Annotated in this window: 23 protein-coding genes and 1 pseudogene; 19 read left to right on the forward strand and 5 right to left on the reverse strand. The window is 70.4% G+C overall.

Annotation, left to right across the window (positions count from 1 at the left end):
* Positions 1-470, reverse strand: a pseudogene (locus tag JHN63_RS14350) (hypothetical protein); the annotation flags it as partial.
* 53 nt (positions 471-523) lie between these two features.
* Positions 524-1267 carry an enoyl-CoA hydratase/isomerase family protein gene (locus JHN63_RS14355; RefSeq protein ID WP_200680301.1) on the reverse strand — a complete coding sequence of 248 codons (744 nt, stop codon included), beginning with the start codon at positions 1265-1267 and terminating at the stop codon, positions 524-526.
* Between the two features lie 204 nt (positions 1268-1471).
* Between JHN63_RS14355 and JHN63_RS14360 the strand changes: the two genes are divergently transcribed.
* Positions 1472-1981, forward strand: a complete 510-nt coding sequence (locus tag JHN63_RS14360; RefSeq protein WP_200680378.1) for an ATP-binding protein — start codon at positions 1472-1474, stop codon at positions 1979-1981.
* A gap of 9 nt (positions 1982-1990) precedes the next feature.
* On the opposite strand, the gene idi is transcribed toward JHN63_RS14360, so the two are convergent.
* The 3 genes from idi to galE all read right to left on the reverse strand — a co-directional run bounded on the left by idi (position 1991) and on the right by galE (position 4865).
* Positions 1991-2584, reverse strand: coding sequence for an isopentenyl-diphosphate Delta-isomerase (idi, locus tag JHN63_RS14365; protein WP_200680303.1), 594 nt, complete (start codon positions 2582-2584; stop codon positions 1991-1993).
* 235 nt (positions 2585-2819) lie between these two features.
* Complete coding sequence (locus JHN63_RS14370) at positions 2820-3758, reverse strand: cation diffusion facilitator family transporter (RefSeq protein WP_200680304.1); 939 nt, start codon at positions 3756-3758, stop codon at positions 2820-2822.
* 135 nt (positions 3759-3893) lie between these two features.
* The gene (galE, locus tag JHN63_RS14375) at positions 3894-4865 is read right to left on the reverse strand and encodes a UDP-glucose 4-epimerase GalE (protein ID WP_200680306.1); all 972 of its coding nucleotides are present in this window, start codon (positions 4863-4865) and stop codon (positions 3894-3896) included.
* A 275-nt stretch (positions 4866-5140) separates the two neighbouring features.
* Here galE and JHN63_RS14380 point away from each other — a divergent pair, with 275 nt between their 5' ends.
* The 18 genes from JHN63_RS14380 (at position 5141) to JHN63_RS14460 (ending at position 25423) form a co-directional block, all read left to right on the forward strand.
* Positions 5141-6925, forward strand: a complete 1785-nt coding sequence (locus JHN63_RS14380; RefSeq protein WP_200680308.1) for a DUF5941 domain-containing protein — start codon at positions 5141-5143, stop codon at positions 6923-6925.
* A complete protein-coding gene (locus JHN63_RS14385) occupies positions 6922-7674 on the forward strand; it encodes a sugar phosphate nucleotidyltransferase (RefSeq protein WP_200680310.1) in 753 nt (250 codons plus the stop codon). Before JHN63_RS14380 ends, JHN63_RS14385 begins: the two co-directional genes overlap by 4 nt.
* Positions 7662-8723, forward strand: a complete 1062-nt coding sequence (locus tag JHN63_RS14390) for an iron-containing alcohol dehydrogenase family protein (RefSeq protein WP_200680312.1) — start codon at positions 7662-7664, stop codon at positions 8721-8723. The genes JHN63_RS14385 and JHN63_RS14390 overlap by 13 nt, the downstream gene beginning before the upstream one ends.
* Positions 8701-9480, forward strand: coding sequence for a CDP-alcohol phosphatidyltransferase family protein (locus JHN63_RS14395; protein WP_200680314.1), 780 nt, complete (start codon positions 8701-8703; stop codon positions 9478-9480). The genes JHN63_RS14390 and JHN63_RS14395 overlap by 23 nt, the downstream gene beginning before the upstream one ends.
* 5 nt (positions 9481-9485) lie before the next feature.
* Positions 9486-10358 carry a glycosyltransferase family 2 protein gene (locus JHN63_RS14400; protein WP_200680380.1) on the forward strand — a complete coding sequence of 291 codons (873 nt, stop codon included), beginning with the start codon at positions 9486-9488 and terminating at the stop codon, positions 10356-10358.
* 173 nt (positions 10359-10531) lie between these two features.
* Complete coding sequence (locus tag JHN63_RS14405) at positions 10532-11461, forward strand: ABC transporter permease (RefSeq protein WP_200680316.1); 930 nt, start codon at positions 10532-10534, stop codon at positions 11459-11461.
* Positions 11454-12245 carry an ABC transporter ATP-binding protein gene (locus JHN63_RS14410; protein WP_200680318.1) on the forward strand — a complete coding sequence of 264 codons (792 nt, stop codon included), beginning with the start codon at positions 11454-11456 and terminating at the stop codon, positions 12243-12245. Before JHN63_RS14405 ends, JHN63_RS14410 begins: the two co-directional genes overlap by 8 nt.
* Before the next feature lie 355 nt (positions 12246-12600).
* Entirely contained in the window at positions 12601-13533 is a 933-nt protein-coding gene (gene hpnC / locus JHN63_RS14415) for a squalene synthase HpnC (protein ID WP_234476702.1), read from the forward strand.
* Positions 13530-14480, forward strand: coding sequence for a presqualene diphosphate synthase HpnD (hpnD, locus tag JHN63_RS14420; RefSeq protein WP_200680329.1), 951 nt, complete (start codon positions 13530-13532; stop codon positions 14478-14480). Before hpnC ends, hpnD begins: the two co-directional genes overlap by 4 nt.
* 35 nt (positions 14481-14515) lie before the next feature.
* On the forward strand, positions 14516-14602 hold the full coding sequence (locus JHN63_RS54650) for a hypothetical protein (protein WP_374222916.1): 87 nt from the start codon (positions 14516-14518) through the stop codon (positions 14600-14602).
* Positions 14599-16029, forward strand: coding sequence for a hydroxysqualene dehydroxylase HpnE (gene hpnE, locus JHN63_RS14425; protein WP_200680337.1), 1431 nt, complete (start codon positions 14599-14601; stop codon positions 16027-16029). The genes JHN63_RS54650 and hpnE overlap by 4 nt, the downstream gene beginning before the upstream one ends.
* Positions 16029-17156, forward strand: a complete 1128-nt coding sequence (locus JHN63_RS14430) for a polyprenyl synthetase family protein (RefSeq protein WP_200680339.1) — start codon at positions 16029-16031, stop codon at positions 17154-17156. Before hpnE ends, JHN63_RS14430 begins: the two co-directional genes overlap by 1 nt.
* 112 nt (positions 17157-17268) lie before the next feature.
* Positions 17269-19275, forward strand: a complete 2007-nt coding sequence (shc, locus tag JHN63_RS14435; RefSeq protein WP_200680348.1) for a squalene--hopene cyclase — start codon at positions 17269-17271, stop codon at positions 19273-19275.
* Positions 19275-19916, forward strand: a complete 642-nt coding sequence (locus JHN63_RS14440; protein WP_200680350.1) for a 1-hydroxy-2-methyl-2-butenyl 4-diphosphate reductase — start codon at positions 19275-19277, stop codon at positions 19914-19916. The genes shc and JHN63_RS14440 overlap by 1 nt, the downstream gene beginning before the upstream one ends.
* Positions 19917-19921: 5 nt before the next feature.
* The gene (gene hpnH / locus JHN63_RS14445; RefSeq protein ID WP_043671446.1) at positions 19922-20944 is read left to right on the forward strand and encodes an adenosyl-hopene transferase HpnH; all 1023 of its coding nucleotides are present in this window, start codon (positions 19922-19924) and stop codon (positions 20942-20944) included.
* Between the two features lie 4 nt (positions 20945-20948).
* On the forward strand, positions 20949-22106 hold the full coding sequence (gene ispG / locus JHN63_RS14450; RefSeq protein WP_200680358.1) for a flavodoxin-dependent (E)-4-hydroxy-3-methylbut-2-enyl-diphosphate synthase: 1158 nt from the start codon (positions 20949-20951) through the stop codon (positions 22104-22106).
* Between the two features lie 27 nt (positions 22107-22133).
* Positions 22134-24041, forward strand: a complete 1908-nt coding sequence (dxs, locus tag JHN63_RS14455) for a 1-deoxy-D-xylulose-5-phosphate synthase (protein WP_200680360.1) — start codon at positions 22134-22136, stop codon at positions 24039-24041.
* Entirely contained in the window at positions 24038-25423 is a 1386-nt protein-coding gene (locus tag JHN63_RS14460; protein ID WP_200680362.1) for an aspartate aminotransferase family protein, read from the forward strand. Before dxs ends, JHN63_RS14460 begins: the two co-directional genes overlap by 4 nt.
* Positions 25424-25442: the final 19 nt, after the last annotated feature.

A 25442-nucleotide genomic window follows, 5' to 3' on the forward strand; every position in this document is an offset into this window, starting at 1 on the left:
TGGAAGTACGCCAGGTGCGGCTCTTCGGGGACGGGCAGATCCGCGTGGGCGGCGTACAGGGGGCGGGCGGGACGCGTGCACGCCTCGGTGGCCCGCAGGGCCAGTCGCGCCGCCTCGGCCATATCCCGCGACTCCACCACCTCGTCGCCGAGCAGCCGGCGCAGGGTCGCGTCGACGGCACGCGCGCGTGCGTCGAGGGCCTGCTCCGGGGAGACGATCTCCCACACGGCGGGCACGTGCCGGGCCACGAGGTCGTACTTGTAGTTGTAGAAGGTCGCCGTCACCGTGCCCGGCCCGACCGCGCCCATCGCCGCCGCCCGTACGGCGAAGTTGACGGCCTGGGAGTCCTTGACCCCGAGAGCCGTCAGTTCCCTCCCCAGGTCGGGCGAGAAGTAGAGCGTGGCGTGCAGGGAGTTGAGCGCGTTGTGGCAGCGGCGTCCGGCACGGGGATCGGCGGCGGCAGTAGTCATGCCCCGCACGTTACCGACTGGTCGGTACGACGCGATAGGTGGGACACCCGTCCTCACGCGGTCCAGGTGAAGCGCGGCTCGCGGCGCTCCAGGAACGCGGCGACGCCCTCCGCGGTGTCGCCGCTGCCGCGCGCCTGCTCCGCCCAGTGACCGTCCCGGTCCGTGCGGCCGTCGGCGAACTCCTTCGCCGCGGCCTGCGTCAGCTGCGAACGGGAGACCAGTACCCGGGTGAACTCCGCGACCCGCTTGGCCAGTTCGCCCTCGGGCAGCAGCTCGTCGACGAAACCGGTGCGCAGCGCCCGCTCCGCGTCGATCAACTCACCCGAGAACAGCAGGTACTTGGCGGCCCCCGGACCCACCAGCGACACCAACCGCCGTGTGGAGGACGCCGGATATACGATCCCCAGCTTCGCCGGAGTCACCCCGAACAGCGACCCCTGCTCCGCGAACCGGAGATCACAGGCTCCCGCCAACTGCGCCCCGCCGCCCACGCAATGACCCCGGATCGCCGCCAGCGTCGGCTTCGGGAACGCGGCCAGCGCCTCCTCCGCGAGCACCGCGAGCCCCTGCGCCTCACCCGCCGACCCCCGCAGCGTCGAGATGTCGGCCCCGGCGCAGAACGTCCCGCCCTCACCGGTGAGCACGAGCGCCCGTACGGCCGGATCGGCGGCCAGCGAGTCGAGCAGCGGCGGCAGCGACCGCCACATCTGTGGGGTCATCGCGTTGCGCTTGCCGGGATGGTGGACGACGACGGTGGCCACCGAGCCGGTGACCTCGTGCAGCAGGCGGGGCTCCATGCGCCGGATGCTACGTACAACCCGAAGAGTTCGCGAAGTCGGCACGATCGGAACACGAGCGGTCCGACACGTGAACGGGTCGGGCGGAAGCGGTCGTGATACACCCGAAAACTGCTGACTTCTGTTCAGTCCTAGGGGGCGGGGCGGGTCGTTGCCAACACTCGTCGGGTGGTGACAATCGAGCGCAAGGGTGGCGACCGGACGATGGAGAACGAGGGTGGTGGGTCAGGCCCACGCCCAGAAGGCGGCAGGGACGATCCTCCGGCCCCCGCCCCGCCGGATCCGCTGCCGTACGAGGGGGTCTGGCGGTTCACCGCCTCCGCCGTCGACGCCTCCGTCCCGCAGGCGCGGCACGCCGTACGGGACCTGCTCCTCCGGCAGGGTGTGCCCCTGTCGGAGGACCTGCTGGAGGGGCTGTTGCTGATCGTGTCCGAGCTGGTCACGAACGTGGTCCGGCACGCGGTGCTGCTGTCGCCGACCCTCGCCGTGGAGGTCGCCGTCGGCGCCGAGTGGGTGCGGGTGTCCGTCGAGGACAACCACCCCTACCGCCCGACCGCCCTGGTGGCCGACCACGACGAGACCGGCGGTCGGGGACTGCTCCTGGTGCGCGAGGTGACCCGGGAGGCGGGCGGCGTCTGCGACGTCGAGCACACGGCCAGCGGCGGCAAGGTGATCTGGGCCGCGCTGCCGCTCAGGCTCGCGCAGGTGCCGTAGCGGAGGAGGTCACCAGCCCGCGGACGGGCCCGTCAGCTCCCTGACCGCCGGGCGGGCCGCGTCCAGCACCGTCATGAACCAGGACGAGAAGCTGTCCTTCGCGTGCCGCTCCGTGAGCTCGGCGGGGGTCACGAACGCGGTCGTGCCCACCTCCTCCGGGTCCGGCCGCAGCGAGGACTGGACCATGCCGACGAAGAGGTGGTTGTACTCCTGCTCCACCAGGCCCGAGTCCGGGTCCGGGTGGTTGTAGCGCACGGTGCCCGCCTCGGCGAGCAGCGTCGGGGACACGCCCAGCTCCTCGTACGTCCGCCGGGCCGCCGCCGCGAAGGGCGCCTCGCCGGGGTAGGGGTGACCGCAGCAGGTGTTGGACCACACACCGGGGGAGTGGTACTTGCCGAGCGCCCGCTGCTGGAGGAGCAGCCGGCCCTGCTCGTCGAAGAGGAAGACGGAGAAGGCGCGGTGCAGCCGGCCCGGCGGCTGATGGGCGGAGAGCTTCTCGGCGGTGCCGATCGTCACGCCGTTCTCGTCGACCAGTTCGAGCAAGATCGCGTCAGCGGTGCCGTTCGACGAGTTGTGCGTCGCGGTGGCAGGTGTGGTCGGCATACCCATCCTTCACATCGGTCTTCAAAGCCAAGTCTGCCGTACGAATCCGGCACTCCCGGCAGTTCATCGTGCCCGGCGCGGCGACGGGGGAACCGTCCGGGGGTGGGGTCGCGGGAGTGTGGACACGTGTGTGCGCCGGACGGTTGCGTTCCGTCCGGCGCGGTCGATTTCCCGCAGATTCGGTCGTTTTCCGTCAGCCGTCAGCCGTCAGCCGTCAGCCGTCAGCCGTCAGCCGTCAGTGGCAGAGCTTCGCCTCGTGCTCCGCGTGGCCCCGGGGTTCCAGCTGGAAGGTGCAGTGCTCCACGTCGAAGTGGTCGCCGAGGCAGCCCTGGAGTTCGTGGAGCATCTTCTCGTTGCCGATGGCGTTCAGCACGTCCGTGCGGACGACCACGTGCGCGGAGAGCACGGGCATGCCCGAGGTGATCGTCCAGGCGTGCAGGTCGTGGATGTCCTCGACCCCGTCCAGGGCCAGGATGTGGGCGCGCACGTCCTGCATGTCGACGTCCTTGGGCGCCGACTCCAGCAGGACGTCGAGGGTCTCGCGCAGCAGCTTCAGGGTGCGCGGCACGATCATCAGGCCGATGGCGAGGGAGGCGATCGGGTCGGCCGCCTGCCAGCCCGTGGTCAGGATCACCACGGCCGAGATGATCACCGCGAGGGAGCCCAGCGCGTCCGCGGCGACCTCGAGGAACGCGCCCCGCACGTTCAGGCTCTCCTTCTGGCCGCGCACCAGCAGCGTGAGGGAGATCATGTTCGCGACCAGGCCGATCAGGCCGAAGACGATGGTCAGCCCGCCCTCGGTGTCGGCGGGCGTGACGAACCGCTGGACCGCCTCGTACAGGACGTAGCCGCCGACGCCGAGCAGCAGCAGACAGTTGGCGAGCGCGGCGAGGATCTCCGCGCGGGCGAAGCCGAAGGTGCGGTTGCCGACGGCCGGCCGGTTCGCGAAGTGGATCGCGAGCAGCGCCATGCCCAGGCCCAGCGCGTCCGTCGCCATGTGGGCCGCGTCCGCGATGAGCGCGAGGGAGTCCGCGAGCAGCCCGCCGACCACCTCGACCACCATCACGGTGATCGTGATCCCCAGCGCGACCCGCAGCCTGCCCCGGTACGCGGCTGCCGCCGTACCGATCACGGGAGCGTCGTGAGAATGCCCGTGGTCGTGCCCTGCCCCCATGGAAAGCCGCCCTCCTGATTACTGCCCGGAACCCCAGTGAACTACGGGTGGGGGGTATCGGGCAACGCGGCACTGAACACCGTTGTCATGTGCCCTGACCTGCGCAAACAAATCGCAGGTCAGGGCAGCCTAAGTTCACGGGGTGTGGTGCAGCCGCCACCCCTGCCAGGCCGAGTCGACCATCTCCCGCACCCCGCGCCGAGCCGTCCACCCCAGTTCCACAGCGGCCCGCTCGGCGGAGGCGACCGCGCGCGGCGCGTCCCCGGGGCGCCGTCCCTCGACGAGGGCCGGCCGCCGGTCACCGGTGACCTCACCGATCGCCGTGACCAGCTCGCGGACCGAAACCCCTTCCCCGCGGCCGATGTTGACCGTCAGGTCGCCGCCCACCCCGTCCTCGGACAGCCGTCGGGCCGCCGCCAGATGGGCCTCGGCGAGATCGGCGACATGGATGTAGTCGCGGACGCAGGTGCCGTCCGGAGTCGGGTAGTCGTCGCCGAAGATCCGCGGGGGCTCGTCGCGGCTGAGCCGGTCGAAGACCATGGGCACGATGTTGAAGACACCCGTGTCGGCCAGCTCGGGGGCGGCGGCGCCCGCCACGTTGAAGTAGCGCAGGCACACCGTCGCGATGCCGTGCGCCGCGCCCGCCGCCCGGACCAGCCACTCACCGGTGAGCTTGGTCCCGCCGTACGGGTTCACCGGCGCGCACGGGGTGTCCTCCGTGATCAGGTCGACGCCCGGGTCGCCGTAGACCGCGGCCGAGGACGAGAACACGAACCGCCCGACGCCGGCGTCCGCGACCGCGTCCAGGAGGGTCGCCAGTCCGCCCACGTTCTCCCGGTAGTAGTACGTCGGCCGCGCCACGGACTCGGCGACCTGCTTGCGCGCCGCGAGATGCACGACCCCCGTCACCCCGTGCTCGGCGAACACCCGCTTCAGCAGGTCGCCGTCCAGGGTGGAGCCGTGGACGAGCGGGACCGTCGCCGGGAGGCGTGCGGGGTTCCCCGCCGAGAGGTCGTCCAGGGCGACGACCCGCTCCCCGGCGTCCGCCATCGCCCGTGCCACATGCGCCCCGATGTATCCGGCTCCGCCGGTGATCAGCCATGTCATGGGCATTCACCCTATGCCGATACGGAGAGGCCCTCCGCAATGTCCCGTGATGCCCGGTCTGCCGGGGGCGGTTTGTCGGCCGGGCCCCGAATCCCTGATGATGATCTCGGCGGAGGCGCCTGCAGACCCTGTTGATCAGGCCGTGAACGGCCGGTGAACACGGGCTTGAGAGCATCCGATAGCCTCTGCCGACATGCCGCCCGGGTGCCACCCAAGGGGCGCACCACCATGCACATGACCGGCGCCCGGCGTCGGCCCCCAGGGAGTGAGTTCGGTTGCCGACCGCCATCCTCACCGGTCAGCCGGTCCCCGGTTCGTCGATCGAGGGCGATCTGCGGTCGCTCGGCTTCGACGTCCGGACCGCCACCGACACCACCGAGGCGGAAGCGCTTCTCGCGGCGGTCCCCGCTGACCAGCGGGTCGCCGTCGTGGACGCCCGCTTCGTGGGCCATCCGCACGCGCTGCGCCTCGGCCTCACCGACCCCCGCTTCCCGCTCGCCGCGGTACCGGGCGCCGTGACCGCGCAGCCCGCCGGCCGTCAGGCGCTGACCCGCGCGGTCGCCCGCGAGCACTCGGCGCGCGGCGGCACGGCCCTCCTCGACGACCTCGCCGGCCGCGTCGTCACCGCCCTCGACGCCGACGGCTGCGACGTGCACCGCCCCGAGCTGGGCAGCCTCGTCGCCACTGTCCCCACCGACCCACAGGCCCGCAACGAGGCACGGCAGGCCGTCACCGCCGTCGACGACGAGGCCGTACGCCTGAAGTCGGCCGTGAAGTCCCGCGACGGCTTCTTCACCACCCACTTCATCAGCCCGTACTCCCGCTACATCGCGCGCTGGTGCGCCCGCCACGGCCTCACCCCGAACCAGGTCACCACCGCGTCCCTGCTCACCGCGATCGTCGCGGCGGGCTGCGCGGCCACCGGCACCCGCGGCGGCTATGTCGTGGCCGGAGTGCTGCTCCTCTTCTCCTTCGTCCTCGACTGCGTCGACGGACAGATCGCCCGCTACGCGCTCAAGTACTCCACGCTCGGCGCCTGGCTCGACGCCACCTTCGACCGCGCCAAGGAGTACGCCTACTACGCCGGCCTCGCGCTCGGCGCGGCCCGGGGCGGCGACGACGTATGGGCGCTCGCGCTCGGCGCGATGATCCTGCAGACCTGCCGGCACGTCGTGGACTTCTCCTTCAACGAGGCCAACCACGACGCCACCGCCAACACCAGCCCCACCGCCGCCCTTTCGGACAAGCTGGACAGCGTCGGCTGGACGGTCTGGGTGCGCCGGATGATAGTCCTGCCCATCGGCGAACGATGGGCGATGATCGCCGTCCTCACGGCCGCGACGACCCCCCGCATCACCTTCTACGTCCTCCTCGTCGGCTGCGCCTTCGCGGCGACGTACACCACGGCCGGCCGGGTGCTGCGCTCGCTGACCCGGAAGGCGAAGCGCACGGACCGGGCCGCGCAGGCGCTGGCGGACCTCGCGGACAACGGGCCGTTCGCGTCGTTCGTGGCCCGCGTCAACCCCGGCCGCCTCGGCGCCCCGCTCCTGATCGCACTCTCGGGCACCGCCATCCTCGCCGTGTCCCTCTTCTCCGGCGTCACCTGGGCCCCCGTGGCCGGCGCCTTCGTCTACGCGGTCACCGCCGGCCAGGCCCTGTCCCGCCCCCTCAAGGGCGCCCTCGACTGGCTGGTCCCGCCGCTCTTCCGGGCGGCGGAATACTGCACCGTCCTGATCCTCGCGGCCAAAGCGGAGGTGAACGGAGCACTGCCGGCGGCTTTCGGCCTGGTGGCCGCCGTCGCCTACCATCACTACGACACGGTGTACCGCATCCGCGGCAACGCCGGGGCGCCCCCGGCCTGGCTGGTGCGCGCCATAGGGGGGCACGAAGGGCGGACGCTGCTCGTCACCGTCCTCGCCGCCGCGCTCACCGCGTCGCAGTTCACGGTCGCGCTCACGGTGCTCGCCGTGGCCGTGGCCCTGCTGGTGCTCGTCGAGAGCATCCGCTTCTGGGTGTCCGCAGGGGCGCCCGCCGTACACGATGAAGGAGAACCCGCATGATCGGCCTCGTGCTGGCGGCCGGCGCCGGACGGCGTCTGCGCCCCTACACCGACAGCCTTCCCAAGGCGCTGGTGCCGGTGGGGCCCGCGGGCATAGAGGGCGAACCCACGGTTCTGGACCTCACCCTCGGCAACTTCGCCGAGATCGGTCTGACCGAGGTCGCGATCATCGTCGGCTACCGCAAGGAAGCCGTGTACGACCGCAAGGCGGCCCTGGAGCAGAAGTACGGCCTCAAGCTCACCCTCATCGACAACGACAAGGCCGAGGAGTGGAACAACGCCTACTCCCTCTGGTGCGGACGTGACGCCCTCAAGGACGGCGTGATCCTCGCCAACGGCGACACCGTCCACCCCGTCTCCGTCGAGAAGACGCTGCTCGCCGCCCGCGGCGACGGCAAGAAGATCATCCTCGCGCTGGACACCGTCAAGTCCCTTGCGGACGAGGAGATGAAGGTCGTCGTCGACCCCGCCAAGGGCATGACGAAGATCACCAAGCTGATGGACCCCGCCGAGGCGACGGGCGAGTACATCGGCGTCACCCTCATCGAGGGCGACGCCACCCTCGAACTGGCCGACGCGCTCAAGACGGTGTGGGAGACCGACCCGCAGCAGTTCTACGAGCACGGCTACCAGGAACTGGTGAACCGCGGCTTCCGGATCGACGTGGCCCCGATCGGCGACGTCAAGTGGGTCGAGATCGACAACCACGACGATCTGGCCAAGGGTCGGGAGATCGCGTGCCTGTACTGACCCGGCTGATCCCCTCGCCCGTCGTCGTCGACATCCGCCCGGGTGCCCTCGACGACCTGGCCTGTGTCCTCGCCGACCAGCGCATCTCGCACTCCGGCCGGCTCGCGGTCGCCGTCAGCGGCGGATCGGGCGCCAGGTTGCGCGCCCGGCTGGAACCCTCGCTGCCCGGTGCCACCTGGTACGAGGTCGGCGGCGGCACCCTCGACGACGCGATCCAGCTGGCCGGCGACATGAAGGCCGGTCACTACGACGCCGTCGTGGGCCTCGGCGGCGGCAAGATCATCGACTGCGCCAAGTTCGCCGCGGCGCGCATCGGCCTGCCGCTGGTCGCCGTACCGACGAACCTCGCGCACGACGGCCTGTGCTCGCCCGTCGCCACCCTCGACAACGACGCGGGCCGCGGCTCCTACGGCGTGCCGAACCCGATCGCCGTCGTCATCGACCTCGACGTGATCCGCGAGGCACCGGTCCGCTTCGTGCGGGCGGGCATCGGGGACGCGATCTCCAACATCTCCGCGATCGCGGACTGGGAGCTCGCGAACCGCGTCAAGGGCGAGAAGATCGACGGTCTGGCCGCGGCCATGGCCCGGCAGGCGGGCGAAGCGGTCCTGCGCCATCCCGGCGGGGTCGGCGACAACGCCTTCCTCCAGGTGCTCGCCGAGGCGCTCGTGCTCAGCGGGATCGCCATGTCGGTGTCGGGCGACTCCCGTCCGTCCTCCGGCGCCTGCCACGAGATCAACCACGCCTTCGACCTGCTCTTCCCCAAACGCGCCGCCGCCCACGGCGAGCAGTGCGGACTGGGCGCGGCCTTCGCGATGTACCTGCGCGGAGCCCACGAGGAATCGGCCTACATGGCCGAGGTGCTGCGCCGGCACGGACTGCCGGTGCTGCCGGAGGAGATCGGCTTCACGGTGGACGAGTTCGTCCGCGCCGTGGAGTTCGCTCCGGAGACCCGCCCCGGGCGCTACACCATCCTCGAACACCTCGACCTGAAAACCGACCAGATCAAGGACATCTACGCCGACTATGTCAAGGCCATCGGTAGCTGAACTCCGTCCCGTCGTCCACCCCGCAGGGGTGAAGGACCGGCGCAGCGGTGAGCACTGGATGGGACGCCTCTACATGCGTGAGGTGTCCCTGCGGGTGGACCGCTACCTGGTGAACACCAGGGTCTCGCCCAACCAGCTCACGTACCTGATGACCGTCTTCGGCGTGCTCGCCGCCCCGGCGCTGCTGGTGCCGGGGATCACGGGCGCCGTGCTCGGTGTGGTGTGCGTCCAGATGTATCTGCTGCTGGACTGCGTCGACGGCGAGATCGCCCGCTGGCGCAAGCAGTACTCCCTCGCCGGGGTCTACCTCGACCGGGTCGGCGCCTATCTGACCGACGCCGCCGTGCTGGTCGGCTTCGGGCTGCGCGCCGCCGACCTGTGGGGCAGCGGCCGTATCGACTGGCTGTGGGCCTTCCTCGGGACGCTGGCCGCGCTCGGCGCGATCCTGATCAAGGCCGAGACCGACCTGGTCGGGGTCGCCCGGCACCAGACCGGCAAGGCACCGGTCCAGGAGTCCGCGGCCGAGATGCGGTCCTCCGGGATGGCGCTGGCCCGCAAGGCGGCCGCGATGCTCAAGTTCCACCGGCTGATCCTCGGCATCGAGGCGTCCCTGCTGATCCTGGTCCTCGCGATCGTCGACCAGGTCCGCGGCGACCTGTTCTACTCGCGGCTCGGCGTCGCCGTACTGGCCGGCATCGCGCTGCTCCAGACCCTGCTGCACCTGGTGTCGATCCTCGCGTCGAGCAGGCTGAAGTGAGCGGCATGAAGGTCGGCGCGGTGATCATCACCATGGGCAACCGCCCCGACGAACTGCGAGCGCTGCTCGACTCGGTCGCCAAGCAGGACGGCGACCGGGTCGAGGCGGTCGTGGTCGGCAACGGCTCACCCGTGCCGGACGTCCCCGAGGGCGTCCGGACCGTGGAGCTGCCCGAGAACCTCGGCATCCCCGGCGGCCGCAACGTCGGCCTGGACGCCTTCGGGCCCGCCGGTCGAGATGTCGACATAGTGATGTTCCTCGACGACGACGGGCTCCTCGCCCAGCACGACACCGCCGAACTGTGCCGGCAGGCCTTCGCCGCCGACCCCGAACTCGGCATCATCAGCTTCCGCATCGCCGACCCGGAGACCGGCGTCACCCAACGCCGCCACGTCCCACGCCTGCGCGCCTCCGACCCGATGCGCTCCTCCCGAGTCACCACCTTCCTCGGCGGCGCCAACGCCATCCGTACGAAGGTCTTCGCGGAGGTCGGCGGACTCCCGGACGAGTTCTTCTACGCCCATGAGGAGACCGACCTCGCCTGGCGGGCCCTCGACGCGGGCTGGATGATCGACTACCGGTCGGACATGGTGCTGTACCACCCCACGACCGCCCCCTCGCGGCATGCGGTCTACCACCGCATGGTCGCCCGCAACCGGGTCTGGCTGGCCCGCCGCAACCTCCCCGCGCCCCTGGTCCCCGTCTACCTCGGTGTATGGCTGCTGCTCACCCTGGTGCGCCGCCCCTCGCGCCCGGCCCTGCGGGCCTGGTTCGGCGGCTTCAAGGAGGGCTGGACCACCCCGTGCGGACCGCGCCGGCCCATCCGGTGGCGTACGGTGTGGCGGCTGACCCGGCTGGGCCGTCCTCCCGTGATCTGACAAGCTCGGCGGGCGCTCGACCGCGCGTTCGGCGCGCACACTCTCCCCGGACCGTATCCGTCGGCGGAGACGTGTCGCGTTATGTAGCACAATTCCGTAAGACGAACGCAAGACGATCGTAAGACGCATCCGAAGAACCGTAAGACGCATCCGAAGACGAGGGCTTCCAGACCTTGAGTGAGACAACGCATGACGGCGGGGTCGCGGTGAGTCCGCGTCCGTCGCCCGACGAAGGCCTCACGGCGGCAGAGCTGTCCGCCAAGTACGGGCTGACCGTGAGCGGTGCCCGCCCCGGACTCGCCGAGTACGTCCGCCAGCTCTGGGGACGCCGGCACTTCATCCTCGCCTTCTCCCAGGCGAAGCTGACGGCCCAGTACAGCCAGGCGAAGCTCGGCCAGCTCTGGCAGGTGGCCACACCGCTGCTGAACGCGGCCGTGTACTTCTTCATCTTCGGCGTCATCCTGAAGGCCAGCCGGGGCATGTCCCGGGACGTGTACATCCCGTTCCTGGTCACGGGCGTGTTCGTGTTCACCTTCACGCAGAGCTCGATCATGGCGGGCGTGCGCGCGATCTCCGGCAACCTCGGCCTGGTGCGCGCGCTGCACTTCCCGCGCGCCTCGCTGCCGATCTCCTTCGCGCTCCAGCAGCTTCAGCAGCTGCTGTTCTCGATGCTCGTGCTGTTCATCATCGTCGTCGGCTTCGGCAGCTACCCCGGCCTGTCCTGGCTGCTGATCTTCCCGGTGCTGCTGCTGCAGTTCCTCTTCAACACCGGGCTCGCGCTGATCGTGGCGCGGATGGGCGCCAAGACCCCGGACCTCGCGCAGCTGATGCCGTTCATCCTGCGCACCTGGATGTACACCTCGGGCGTCATGTTCTCCATCACCACCATCCTGGAGGGCCGCTCCGAGCTGTTCATCCGTGTGCTCCAGGTGAACCCGGCGGCCATCTACATGGACCTGATGCGCTTCGCGCTCATCGACGGCTACGGCTCCTCGAACCTGCCGCCGCACGTGTGGGCCATCGCCACCTTCTGGGCCGTGGTCCTGTTCGCCGGCGGCTTCGTGTACTTCTGGCAGGCGGAGGAGAGGTACGGCCGTGGCTGAGCAGACCGTGGAGGGGACCCCGCAGGACCAGGTCCCCACCGTCATCGCGGACGAGCTGCACATCGTCTACCGGGTGCACGGCGCCAAGACCGGCAAGGGCAGCGCCACCTCCGCCCTCAGCCGCATAGTCAAGCGCGGCGAGGAGCGCGGGGTGCGCAAGGTGCACGCCGTCAAGGGCGTCTCCTTCGTCGCCTACCGCGGCGAGGCCGTCGGCCTCATCGGCTCGAACGGCTCCGGCAAGTCGACCCTGCTGCGCGCCATCGCGGGCCTGCTCCCGGCCGAGAGCGGCCGGGTCTACACCAACGGCCAGCCCTCGCTGCTGGGCGTGAACGCGGCCCTGATGAACGACCTCACCGGCGAGCGGAACGTCATCCTGGGCGGGCTCGCCATGGGCATGTCCCGCGAGCAGGTCAGGGAGCGCTACCAGGAGATCGTCGACTTCTCGGGCATCAACGAGAAGGGCGACTTCATCACCCTCCCGATGCGCACCTACTCCTCGGGCATGGCGGCCCGGCTGCGCTTCTCCATCGCGGCCGCCAAGGACCACGACGTCCTGATGATCGACGAGGCGCTGGCCACCGGCGACCGCAAGTTCCAGGTCCGCTCGGAAGAGCGCATCCGCGAACTGCGCAAGTCCGCGGGCACGGTGTTTCTGGTCAGTCACAACAACAAATCCATCCGCGACACCTGCGACCGGGTGCTGTGGCTGGAACGCGGCGAACTGAGGATGGACGGCCCGACCGACGAGGTCCTCAAGGAGTACGAGAAGTTCACGGGCAAGTAGTCCACCCGCACCCGGGTACAAAAGCCCAGAGCGCTTCCCAGGGCCCCGCCGGAACTCTCCGGCGGGGCCCTGCGTCTGCAAAGGAAACGTCAACTCGGCCCGGCCCAAGGAATCTTGACGCCAATCGGTGTGTTGTTGTGATGTGCAGGACACCCCGAGGAAGCTCGCTGCGTTGTACAACGTAAGCTGTACCGGTGCCGAATAGCGGCAAGTGGGGCGATAATGCGCGACACCCTTCTACGGGTATCTGTGCGGACGACTGGGCGGCGTGTCCGAAATAGTGTGTATTGGGTCGGCAGTGTAGAACGGGAGATGTGACGGCAATGGCTACGGAAACTCCCCAGCTCACCGAAGCATGTGCCGTCCCCGCCCCTGGCAGCGAGCGGTGACGGGAACCGGCTCCGCCGGCACCGGTGATCCGGAGCGCGGCACACTCGACAAGGCCGCGGCCGAGAACTTCCCGGTGGCGCCTTTCTTCCTGCCCAGGGCCTGGCGCACCGATCTCATGGCGGTGTACGGATTCGCCCGCCTCGTCGACGACATCGGCGACGGCGACCTGGCCCCCGGTGGCGCCGACGCCCGCCTGCTCGGCGTGTCCCCCGAGGACGCGGAGGACCGTCTGCTCCTCCTCGACGCCTTCGAGGCCGATCTGCACCGCGTCTTCGACGGCACCCCGGGCCACCCCCTGCTGCGCCGCCTCCAGCCGACCGTCCGCCGGTGCGCGCTCACCCCGGAACCCTTCCTCGGCCTGATCGCCGCCAACCGCCAGGACCAGCTCGTCACGCGCTACGAGACCTACGACGATCTCGTCGCCTACTGCGAACTGTCCGCGAACCCGGTCGGCCGCCTGGTCCTCGGCGTCACCGGCACCGAGACCCCCGAGCGGGTCCGGCTCTCCGACGCGATCTGCACCGCACTTCAGATCGTCGAACATCTGCAGGACGTGACCGAGGACCTCGGCCGCGACCGCATCTACCTGCCCGCCCAGGACATGAAGCGCTTTCACGTCCAGGAAGCGGATCTCGCCACGCCCTCCGCGGGCGCATCGGTGCGCGCACTGGTTGCATACGAAGCAGAACGAGCCCGCGATCTCCTGAATGAAGGCGCCCCCCTGGTGGGTAGCGTCCACGGCAGGTTGAAGCTGCTGCTCGCGGGGTTCGTGGCGGGGGGAAGAGCGGCGATCCGAGCGATCGTCGCCGCTGAATACGACGTACTTCCCGGCCCACCCAAGCCCGGCAAGATCCAGTTGCTGCGTGAGGTGGGCGTGACTCTGCGAGGAGAGGGGTGATCCGCAGCGTGGAGTCTGCACCGCACATGTCCGCACCGGTACTCGCCGCCTACAGCTACTGCGAGGCCGTCACCGGACAGCAGGCACGTAACTTCGCGTACGGCATCAGACTGCTGCCGACGCCCAAGCGCCGCGCCATGTCGGCGCTGTACGCGTTCTCACGGCGGGTCGACGACATCGGCGACGGCACGCTGGCGACGGACGTGAAGGCGGCCCGCCTGGAGGACACCCGGGCGCTGCTCACGCGCGTTCGCGAGGGCAAGGTCGAGGAGGACGACACCGACCCGGTCGCCGTCGCCCTCGCGCACACCGCCGAGGCCTTCCCGGTCCCGCTCGACGGCCTGGACGAGCTGATCGACGGCGTCCTGATGGACGTCCGCGGCGAGACCTACGAGACCTGGGACGACCTGAAGGTCTACTGCCGGTGTGTCGCGGGCGCGATCGGGCGGCTCTCGCTCGGCGTGTTCGGCACGGAGCCGGGGGCGCGCGGTGTCGAGCGCGCCTCGGAGTACGCCGACACGCTGGGGCTCGCGCTCCAGCTCACCAACATCCTGCGGGACGTCCGCGAGGACGCCGAGGACGGCCGCACCTATCTGCCCGCGGACGACCTCGCGAAGTTCGGCTGCTCGGCCGGGTTCGAAGGGCCGAACCCGCCGGAGGGCTCCGACTTCGCGGGTCTCGTCCACTTCGAGGTACGACGGGCCCGCACCCTGTTCGCCGAGGGCTACCGGCTGCTCCCCATGCTCGACCGCCGCAGCGGCGCCTGCGTCGCCGCCATGGCCGGCATCTACCGCCGTCTCCTGGACCGCATCGAGCGCGAGCCGGAGGCCGTCCTGCGCGGCCGCGTCTCCCTGCCCGGCCGCGAGAAGGCCTACGTCGCGGTGCGCGGTCTGTCCGGCCTGGACGCCCGGCACGTCACGCGCCGGACCCTCAGGGGGCGCACCTGATGGACAAAGTGGGCCAAGGTGATGTCACCGGAGGAATGCGGCACGCAACCCTCCGGTGCGGAGCGGCGTCCCTGACTGCGACGACCCGCCGCGGCGGGTCCGCAGGGGGGAGTGCACGATGAGCGACGGGACGCGGTCCGACGGGCTGCCCGCGGACGAACCGGCGGGTGGCGCCGGACGGCACGCCGTCGTGATCGGCGGCGGGCTCGCCGGTGTCACCTCCGCCCTCGCGCTCGCCGACGCCGGAGTCCGCGTCACCCTGCTCGAAGGCCGCCCGCGCCTCGGCGGGCTCGCTTTCTCCTTCCAGCGCGGCGACCTCACCGTCGACAACGGCCAGCATGTGTATCTGCGCTGCTGCACCGCCTACCGCTGGTTCCTCGACCGCATCGAGGGCGCGGCGCTGGCTCCGCTGCAGGATCGTCTCGACGTGCCCGTACTCGACGCGAACCGTCCCGAGGGACGCCGCCTGGGCAGACTGCGGCGAGATCCGCTGCCGGTGCCGCTGCATCTCGGACGCAGCCTCGCGACCTACCCGCATCTCTCGCTCGCCGAGCGCGCCAAAGTAGGCCGTGCCGCGCTCGCGCTCAAAGGGCTCGATCTCGCCGATCCGGCCCTGGACGCGCAGAACTTCGGCAGTTGGCTGACCGCGCACGGTCAGTCGGCGCGTGCTGTCGAGGCACTGTGGGACCTGGTGGGGGTCGCCACCCTCAACGCGGTCGCGGGCGACTCCTCGCTCGCCCTGGCCGCGATGGTGTTCAAGACCGGTCTGCTCTCCGACCCGGGCGCGGCCGACATCGGCTGGGCACACGTCCCGCTGGGTGAACTGCACGACCGGCTCGCCCGCAAGGCGCTCGACTCCGCGGGCGTGCGTACCGAAGTCCGTACACGCGTCACCTCCGTCTCCACTGAGGAAAACGGGCGTTGGAGCGTTCAGGTTCCCGGCGAGCGCATCGAGGCCGACGCCGTCGTGCTCGCCGTACCCCAGCGCGAGGCCCACGATCTGCTGCCCGACGGCGCCCTCGACGACCCCGGGCGACTGCTCGCGATCGACACCGCGCCGATCCTCAACATCCATGTCGTCTACGACCGCACGGTCCTCACCCGGCCCTTCTTCGCGGCGCTCGGCAGCCCCGTGCAGTGGGTGTTCGACCGGACCGACGCGTCCGGGCTGAAGGACGGCCAGTACCTGGCGCTGTCCCAGTCCGCCGTGCACGACGAGATCGACGAGACCGTGGCCGCGCTGAGGGAGCGCTATCTGCCCGAGCTGGAGCGGCTGCTGCCCGGTGCGCGCGGCGCCGAGGTGAAGGACTTCTTCGTGACCAGGGAGCGCACGGCGACGTTCGCTCCCGCTCCCGGCGTCGGACGGCTGCGGCCCGGCGCCCGCACCAAGGCCCCCGGCCTGTACCTGGCCGGAGCGTGGACCGCCACAGGGTGGCCCGCGACCATGGAGAGTGCGGTTCGCAGTGGGGTGAGCGCGGCGGACGCCGCACTCGCCGCCCTGGGCCGGCCCCGCCCCCGTCACCTCTTCGGATTCGAGGAGGCGGCGTGATGCTCGACCAGCATGCGGCAGGCCCCCGCACCCCCGGTAGCACGACAAGAGGAGAGACTGTGCCCACTGTGCCCCCGGCCGAGACGGCTGCCGACGCGGTGGACGTGTCCGCGCTCCTGGAGCGCGGCCGGACCCTTGCCACACCGGTACTGCGGGCGGCCGTGGACCGCCTGGCACCTCCCATGGACACCGTCGCCGCTTACCACTTCGGCTGGATCGACGCCGAGGGCAACCCCGCGGCCGGCGACGGCGGCAAGGCCGTACGCCCCGCGCTCGCCGTGCTCTCCGCCGAGGTCACCGGCGCCGCGCCCGAGACCGGCATCCCCGGCGCCGTGGCCGTCGAACTGGTCCACAACTTCTCGCTGCTGCACGACGACCTGATGGACGGCGACGAGCAGCGCCGGCACCGCGACACCGTCTGGAAGGTGCACGGCCCCTCCCAGGCGATCCTCGTCGGTGACGCCCTGTTCGCGCTGGCCAACGAGGTCCTGCTGGAGCTCGGCAGCGTCGAGGCCGGCCGCGCCACCCGCCGCCTCACCACCGCCACCCGCGCCCTCATCGACGGCCAGGCGCAGGACATCTCCTACGAGCACCGCGACCGCGTCAGCGTCGAGGAGTGCCTGGAGATGGAGGGCAACAAGACCGGCGCCCTGCTCGCCTGCGCCTCCTCCATCGGGGCCGTGCTCGGCGGTGCGGACGACCGCACCGCCGACGTCCTGGAGAAGTACGGCTACCACCTCGGCCTGGCCTTCCAGGCCGTCGACGACCTCCTCGGCATCTGGGGCGACCCGGAGGCCACCGGGAAGCAGACCTGGAGCGATCTGCGCCAGCGCAAGAAGTCCCTGCCCGTGGTGGCGGCGCTCGCGGCGGGCGGACCCGCCTCCGACCGGCTCGGCGAGATCCTCGCCGCCGACGCCAAGAGCAGCGACTTCGAGAACTTCTCCGAGGAGGAGTTCGCGGCCCGCGCCGCGCTCATCGAGGAGGCCGGCGGCCGCGAGTGGACCGCCGAAGAGGCACGCCGTCAACACACCATCGCCATCGAGGTCCTCGACGCCATCGACATGCCCGACCGGGTTCGGGCGCAGTTCACGGCGCTCGCCGACTTCGTCGTCGTACGAAAGAGATGATCACTATCGGTCGAATAGCCCTCGCGTAGTCGCCGGCCGGTGCTGCGGAGATACGAGCACCGGCCGACGGCGGACCCACAGCAGAGACATGCCACTGCACGAAGGGGAAGCCATGACAGCGACGACCGACGGAAGCACCGGGGCCATGCAGCCCCGGGTTGCCGCGGCCAGCGAAACCGACATCAACACCCCCGTGGCGGCCGGGGTGCACGACGCCGCCGCACTCGCCGTACAACGTGCCACCGACTTCCTCCTCGCGCAGCAGGACGCCCAGGGCTGGTGGAAGGGCGACCTGGAGACGAACGTCACCATGGACGCCGAAGATCTGTTGCTCCGTCAGTTCCTGGGCATCCGCGACGAGTCGACCACCCAGGCCGCCGCACTCTTCATCCGCGGCGAACAGCGCGCGGACGGCACCTGGGCCAGCTTCTACGGCGGGTCCGGCGAACTCTCCACCACCATCGAGGCGTACGTCGCCCTCCGGCTGGCCGGTGACGCGCCGGACGCCCCGCACATGGCGAAGGCCTCCGCCTGGGTGCGCGAGCGGGGCGGCATCGCCTCGGCCCGGGTCTTCACCCGGATCTGGCTCGCCCTGTTCGGCTGGTGGAAGTGGGACGACCTGCCCGAACTCCCGCCGGAACTCCTCTACTTCCCCACCTGGGTACCGCTCAACATCTACGACTTCGGATGCTGGGCCCGGCAGACCATCGTGCCGCTCACCGTCGTCTCCGCGAAGCGGCCGGTGCGGCCCGCGCCCTTCCCGCTCGACGAACTCCACACCGACGCCGACAATCCGAACCCCGTCAAGCCCCTTGCCCCGGTGGCGAGTTGGGACGGCGCCTTCCAGCGGCTCGACAAGGCGCTGCACCTCTACCGCAAGGTCGCGCCGCGCAAGCTGCGCGGGGCGGCCATGAAAGCGGCCGCGCGTTGGATCATCGAGCGGCAGGAGAACGACGGCTGCTGGGGCGGCATCCAGCCGCCCGCCGTGTACTCGGTGATCGCCCTGCATCTGCTCGGCTACGACCTCGAACACCCCGTGATGCGCGCGGGACTCGAGTCGCTGGACCGGTTCGCGGTCTGGCGCGAGGACGGGGCCCGGATGATCGAGGCCTGCCAGTCCCCGGTGTGGGACACCTGCCTCGCGACCATCGCGCTCGCCGACGCGGGCGTGCCCGCCGACCACCCCCAACTGGTCAAGGCCGCCGACTGGATGCTCGGGGAGGAGATCGTCCGCCCCGGCGACTGGGCGGTCAAACGGCCCCAACTGCCGCCCGGCGGCTGGGCGTTCGAGTTCCACAACGACAACTACCCCGACATCGACGACACCGCCGAGGTCGTGCTCGCGCTGCGCCGAGTCAGACATCACGACCCGGAACGCCTGGACCGGGCCGCCGGACGCGCGGTCCGCTGGAACCTCGGAATGCAGTCCAAGAACGGCGGTTGGGGCGCCTTCGACGTCGACAACACCAGCCCCTTCCCCAACCGGCTGCCGTTCTGCGACTTCGGCGAGGTCATCGACCCGCCGTCGGCGGACGTCACCGCGCACGTCGTCGAGATGCTCGCCGTCGAGGGCCTCGCCCACGACCCGCGCACCCGGCGCGGCATCGAGTGGCTGCTCGCCGAACAGGAGCCGGACGGCTCGTGGTTCGGCCGCTGGGGCGTCAACTACGTCTACGGCACAGGGTCCGTGGTGCCCGCCCTCGCCGCAGCCGGGATCCCCGGCTCCCACCCGGCGATCCGGCGCGCGGTGACCTGGCTGGAGCGGGTGCAGAACGAGGACGGCGGCTGGGGCGAGGACCTGCGCTCCTACAAGTACGCCAAGGAATGGAGCGGCCGGGGCGCCTCCACCGCCTCGCAGACGGCCTGGGCGCTGATGGCCCTGCTCGCGGCGGGGGAGCACGACTCCAAAGCCGTCGAACGGGGCGTCGAGTGGCTCGCGACGACCCAGCGGGAGGACGGCTCCTGGGACGAGCCGTATTTCACCGGCACGGGCTTCCCGTGGGACTTCTCCATCAACTACCACCTCTACCGGCAGGTGTTCCCGCTCACCGCGCTCGGGCGCTTCGTGCACGGAGAACCGTTCTCCCAGGCCCCTCTCTCCCCGGCCAAGGGGGGCTGATGAGCACCCGGCCCGCCGGACCGCCGCTGTTGATCGCCTGCGCGCTCGGCATCGAGCACCTCGCCCTGCGCGCCGGCGACCGCTCCGGCGCCGGCGGGCCCGTCACCGTCATCCGGACGGGGATGGGGCCGCAGGCGGCCGAGGAGGCCGTCACCCGGCGCCTCCGCGACCCGGCGCTGTCCGGGGCCGCCGTACTGGCCACGGGCTTCTGCGCCGGACTCGCCCCCGGCATGCACCCCGGCGACCTGGTGGTCGCCGAGGAGACCAGGGAGGCGCGCGGAACCGTTCCGTGCGTCGGTACCGAGCTGCTCGTCAAGGAACTGGTGCGGGCCCTGCCCGGACGCAGCGTCCACACCGGCCCCCTCACCGGCTCCGATCACATCGTCCGCGGTCAGGAACGGTCGGATCTGCTCGCGACCGGCGCGATCGCGGTCGACATGGAGTCGGCGGCCACGCTGCTGAGCGCCGTGCGTACGGGCGCGCGCCCGGTTGCGGCCGTACGGGTGGTCGTGGACGCTCCTGAACATGAACTCGTCCGGATCGGCACGGTGCGCGGTGGAATATCGGCTTTCCGCGTCCTTCGATCCGTTCTTCCCGCTTTTTTCGAATGGCACCGTTCTTTGCTGCTCCCTCGGAGGTGAGCCAGATGGCCATGCCGCTGCGCCAGACAATCAAGGTCGCTACATACTTGGCTGAACAGAAGCTCCGCAAGCGGGACAAGTTCCCCCTGATCGTGGAGCTGGAACCGCTCTTCGCGTGCAACCTGAAGTGCGAGGGCTGCGGCAAGATCCAGCACCCGGCGGGCGTGCTCAAGCAGCGCATGCCGGTGGCTCAGGCCGTCGGGGCGGTGCTCGAGTCCGGTGCGCCGATGGTGTCCATCGCGGGCGGCGAGCCCCTGATGCACCCTCAGATCGACGAGATCGTGCGGCAGTTGGTGGCGAAGAAGAAGTACGTCTTCCTCTGCACCAACGCGATGCTGCTGCGCAAGAAGCTCGACAAGTTCACGCCCTCGCCGTACTTCGCCTTCGCGGTGCACATCGACGGGCTGCGCGAGCGGCACGACGAGTCCGTCGCGAAGGAGGGTGTGTTCGACGAGGCCGTGGAGGCGATGAAGGAGGCCAAGAAGCGCGGCTTCCGGGTCACCACCAACTCGACCTTCTTCAACACGGACACCCCGCAGACCATCATCGAGGTCCTGAACTTCCTCAACGACGACATCAAGGTCGACGAGATGATGATCTCGCCCGCCTACGCCTACGAGAAGGCGCCCGACCAGGAGCACTTCCTGGGCGTCGCGCAGACCCACGAGCTGTTCAAGAAGGCCTTCGCGGGCGGCAACCGCAGGAAGTGGCGGCTCAACCACTCCCCGCTCTTCCTGGACTTCCTGGAGGGCAAGGTCGACTTCCCGTGCACGGCCTGGGCGATCCCGAACTACTCGCTCTTCGGATGGCAGCGCCCCTGCTACCTGATGAGCGACGGGTACGTGCCCACGTACCGGGAGCTGATCGAGGAGACCGACTGGGACAAGTACGGCCGCGGCAAGGACCCGCGCTGCGCCAACTGCATGGCGCACTGCGGCTACGAGCCCACCGCCGTCCTCGCCACCATGGGCTCCCTCAAGGAGTCCCTGCGGGCCATGCGCGAGACCGTCGCCGGAAACCGCGACTGACGTCATGACCGCAGTGTCCCTGGGCGTCCCCGAGATGCCGGTCCGGCCGATCGCCGAGCGACGTGTGTCGCGACGCATCCAGGTCGGGCCGGTGGCGGTCGGGGGCGGGGCCCCCGTCTCGGTCCAGTCGATGACCACGACCCGTACGTCGGACATCGGCGCCACCCTCCAGCAGATCGCCGAACTCACCGCGTCCGGCTGCCAGATCGTCCGCGTCGCCTGCCCCACGCAGGACGACGCGGACGCGCTGGCCACCATCGCGCGCAAGTCGCAGATCCCGGTGATCGCGGACATCCACTTCCAGCCCAAGTACGTCTTCGCCGCGATCGAGGCCGGGTGCGCGGCAGTTCGCGTGAACCCCGGCAACATCAAGCAGTTCGACGACAAGGTCAAGGAGATCGCGCGGGCCGCCAAGGACCACGGCACGCCGATCCGCATCGGGGTCAACGCCGGTTCCCTGGACCGGAGGTTGCTCCAGAAGTACGGCAAGGCGACGCCCGAGGCGCTCGTCGAGTCGGCCCTGTGGGAGGCGTCGCTCTTCGAGGAGCACGGTTTCGGCGACATCAAGATCTCCGTCAAGCACAACGACCCCGTGGTGATGGTCAACGCCTACCGGCTGCTGGCCGCGCAGAGCGACTATCCGCTGCACCTCGGGGTCACCGAGGCCGGTCCCGCCTTCCAGGGCACGATCAAGTCGGCGGTCGCCTTCGGGGCGCTGCTCAGCGAGGGCATCGGCGACACGATCCGGGTGTCGCTGTCCGCCCCGCCGGTGGAGGAGGTCAAGGTCGGCCTCCAGATCCTGGAGTCGCTGAACCTCAAGCCCCGCCGGTTGGAAATCGTGTCGTGCCCGTCCTGCGGGCGCGCCCAGGTGGACGTCTACAAGCTCGCCGACGAGGTCACTGCGGGCCTGGAAGGCATGGAGGTGCCGTTGCGCGTCGCGGTCATGGGCTGCGTCGTCAACGGACCCGGCGAGGCGCGGGAGGCGGACCTCGGCGTCGCCTCCGGCAACGGAAAGGGCCAGATCTTCGTCAAGGGCGAGGTCATCAAGACCGTCCCCGAGTCGAAGATCGTGGAGACCCTCATCGAGGAGGCGATGAAGATCGCCGAACAGATGGAGCAGGACGGCGTCGCGGCGGGGGAGCCGGCCGTCACCGTGAGCTGAACCAGCACGGACCGAAGGGGGCCCGACGTGACGATTCTGGAGAGCATCCGTCAACCACGCGACCTGAAGGCGCTGTCCGAGGCGGAACTCGGCCAACTGTCCGAAGAGATAAGGGAGTTCCTGGTCCACGCGGTGGCCAGGACCGGCGGTCACCTCGGGCCCAACCTGGGCGTGGTGGAACTGACCGTCGCGCTCCACCGGGTCTTCGAGTCCCCGGTCGACCGCATCGTCTGGGACACCGGCCACCAGAGCTATGTGCACAAGCTCCTGACGGGCCGTCAGGACTTCTCGAAGCTGCGCGGCAAGGGCGGCCTGTCCGGCTACCCCTCGCGCGAGGAGTCCGAGCACGACATCGTCGAGAACAGCCACGCCTCCACCGCGCTCGGCTGGGCCGACGGCCTCGCCAAGGCCCGCCAGGTGCAGGGCGAGAAGGGCCATGTCGTCGCGGTCGTCGGCGACGGCGCGCTCACCGGCGGCATGGCCTGGGAGGCGCTGAACAACATCGCCGCCGCCAAGGACCGCCCGCTGATCATCGTCGTCAACGACAACGAGCGCTCCTACTCGCCCACCATCGGCGGCCTCGCCAACCACCTCGCCACCCTGCGCACGACCGACAGCTACGAGAAGGTCCTCGCCTGGGGCAAGGACGTCCTGCTGCGCACCCCGGTCATCGGCAACACCGTCTACGAGTCGCTGCACGGTGCGAAGAAGGGCTTCAAGGACGCGTTCGCCCCGCAGGGCATGTTCGAGGACCTGGGCCTCAAGTACGTGGGCCCGATCGACGGACACGACATCGGCGCGGTCGAGTCCGCGCTGCGCCGCGCGAAACGCTTCCACGGCCCGGTCCTGGTCCACTGCCTCACGGAGAAGGGGCGCGGCTACGAACCCGCCCTCGCCCACGAGGAGGACCACTTCCACACCGTCGGCGTGATGGACCCGCTCACGTGCGAGCCCCTCGTGCCCTCCAACGGCCCTTCCTGGACCAGTGTGTTCGGCGACGAGATCCTGCGCATCGGGGAGGAGCGGGAGGACATCGTGGCCATCACGGCGGCCATGCTGCACCCGGTCGGCCTCGGCAAGTTCGCCGCGAAGTTCCCCGACCGGGTATGGGACGTCGGCATCGCCGAACAGCACGCGGCCGTGTCGGCGGCGGGCCTCGCGACCGGGGGACTGCACCCCGTCGTCGCCGTCTACGCCACCTTCCTCAACCGCGCCTTCGACCAGCTCCTGATGGACGTGGCGCTGCACCGCTGCGGAGTGACGTTCGTCCTCGACCGCGCCGGGGTGACCGGAGTCGACGGAGCGTCACACAACGGCATGTGGGACATGTCCATCCTCCAGGTCGTGCCGGGTCTGAGGATCGCCGCCCCGCGCGACGCCGACCAACTCCGGGCCCAGCTACGGGAAGCGGTCGCCGTCGACGACGCGCCGACCCTCGTCCGCTTCCCGAAGGAGTCGGTCGGACCGGAGATCCCCGCGATCGACCGCGTGGGCGGCCTCGACGTCCTGCACCGGGGCGCGGAGACACCCGAGGTGCTGCTCGTCGCCGTAGGAGTGATGGCGCCCGTCTGCCTCCAGGCCGCCGAACTCCTTGAAGCCCGCGGCATCAACTGCACGGTCGTGGACCCCCGTTGGGTCAAACCCGTCGACCCGGCGCTGCCCGGCCTCGCCGCCGAACACCGCCTGGTGGCCGTCGTCGAGGACAACAGCCGCGCCTCCGGCGTCGGCGCCGCCGTGGCGCTGGCGCTGGGCGACGCCGAAGTCGACGTCCCCGTACGGCGGTTCGGCATCCCGGAGCAGTTCCTCGCGCACGCCAAACGCGGCGAGGTGCTCGCCGACATCGGCCTCACACCCGTCGAGGTCGCCGGACGGATCAGCGCAAGCCTGGCGGTCAAGGACAGGGCCGGCCACGCAGCCAAGGAGAAACCCGAATGACCAAGGAGTTCGACCTCACCTCGCTCTTGGCCGAGCGCGGAGCCGAGCGCTACGAGCTGCACAGCAAGTACCTCAACCACCAGCTCCCGCGCATGCTGCACACCATCGGCTTCGACAAGGTCTACGAGCGGGGCGAGGGCGCCTACTTCTGGGACGCGGAGGGCAACGACTACCTGGACATGCTCGCCGGGTTCGGGGTGATGGGCCTGGGCCGTCACCACCCCGTCGTCCGCAAGGCGCTGCACGACGTCCTCGACGCCCAGCTCGCCGACCTCACCCGCTTCGACTGCCAGCCGCTGCCCGGTCTGCTCGCCGAGAAGCTGCTCACCCACAGCCCGCACCTGGACCGGGTGTTCTTCGGCAACAGCGGTACGGAGGCGGTCGAGACCGCGCTCAAGTTCGCCCGGTACGCCACCGGGAAGCCGCGCGTCCTGTACTGCGACCACGCCTTCCACGGCCTGACCACCGGCTCGCTCTCGGTCAACGGCGAGGACGGCTTCCGGGACGGCTTCGCCCCGCTGCTGCCGGACACCGCCGTGCCGCTCGGTGATCTCGACGCCCTGGCACGGGAGTTGAAGAAGGGCGACGTCGCCGCTCTCGTCGTGGAGCCGATCCAGGGCAAGGGGGTGCACGAGGCACCGCCCGGCTATCTGCGCGCCGCGCAGGAACTCCTGCGGCAGCACAAGGCGTTGCTCATCGCCGACGAGGTGCAGACCGGGCTCGGCCGTACCGGCGACTTCTACGCCTATCAGCACGAGGACGGCGTGGAACCGGACTTGGTGTGCGTGGCCAAGGCGCTGTCCGGCGGTTATGTGCCGGTCGGCGCGACCCTCGGCAAGGACTGGATCTTCAAGAAGGTCTACTCGTCCATGGACCGCGTGCTGGTCCACTCCGCGAGCTTCGGGTCCAACGCCCAGGCCATGGCGGCCGGCCTCGCGGTGCTGTCCGTCATGGAGAACGAGCAGATCGTCGCCAACGCCCGTGCCACCGGAGACCAGTTGAGGTCGCGGCTCGCCGCGCTGATCGACAAGTACGAGCTGCTCGCCGACGTCCGCGGCCGGGGCCTGATGATCGGCATCGAGTTCGGGAAGCCCAAGTCGCTGAAGCTGCGCAGCCGTTGGACCATGCTGCAGGCCGCGCGCAAGGGCCTGTTCGCGCAGATGGTGGTCGTACCGCTGCTCCAGCGGCACCGCATCCTCACCCAGGTCTCCGGTGACCATCTGGAGGTCATCAAGCTGATCCCGCCCCTGGTCGTCGGGGAGCGCGAGGTGGACCGGTTCGTGGACGCCTTCACGGCCGTGATGGACGACGCGCACAGCGGCGGCGGGCTGATGTGGGACTTCAGCAAGACGCTCGTGAAGCAGGCGGTGGCCAACCGGTAGCCGGGATCCAGGTCGGGCG

It is taken from the genome of Streptomyces sp. MBT65 (assembly GCF_016612545.1).
GTDB lineage: Bacteria > Actinomycetota > Actinomycetes > Streptomycetales > Streptomycetaceae > Streptomyces.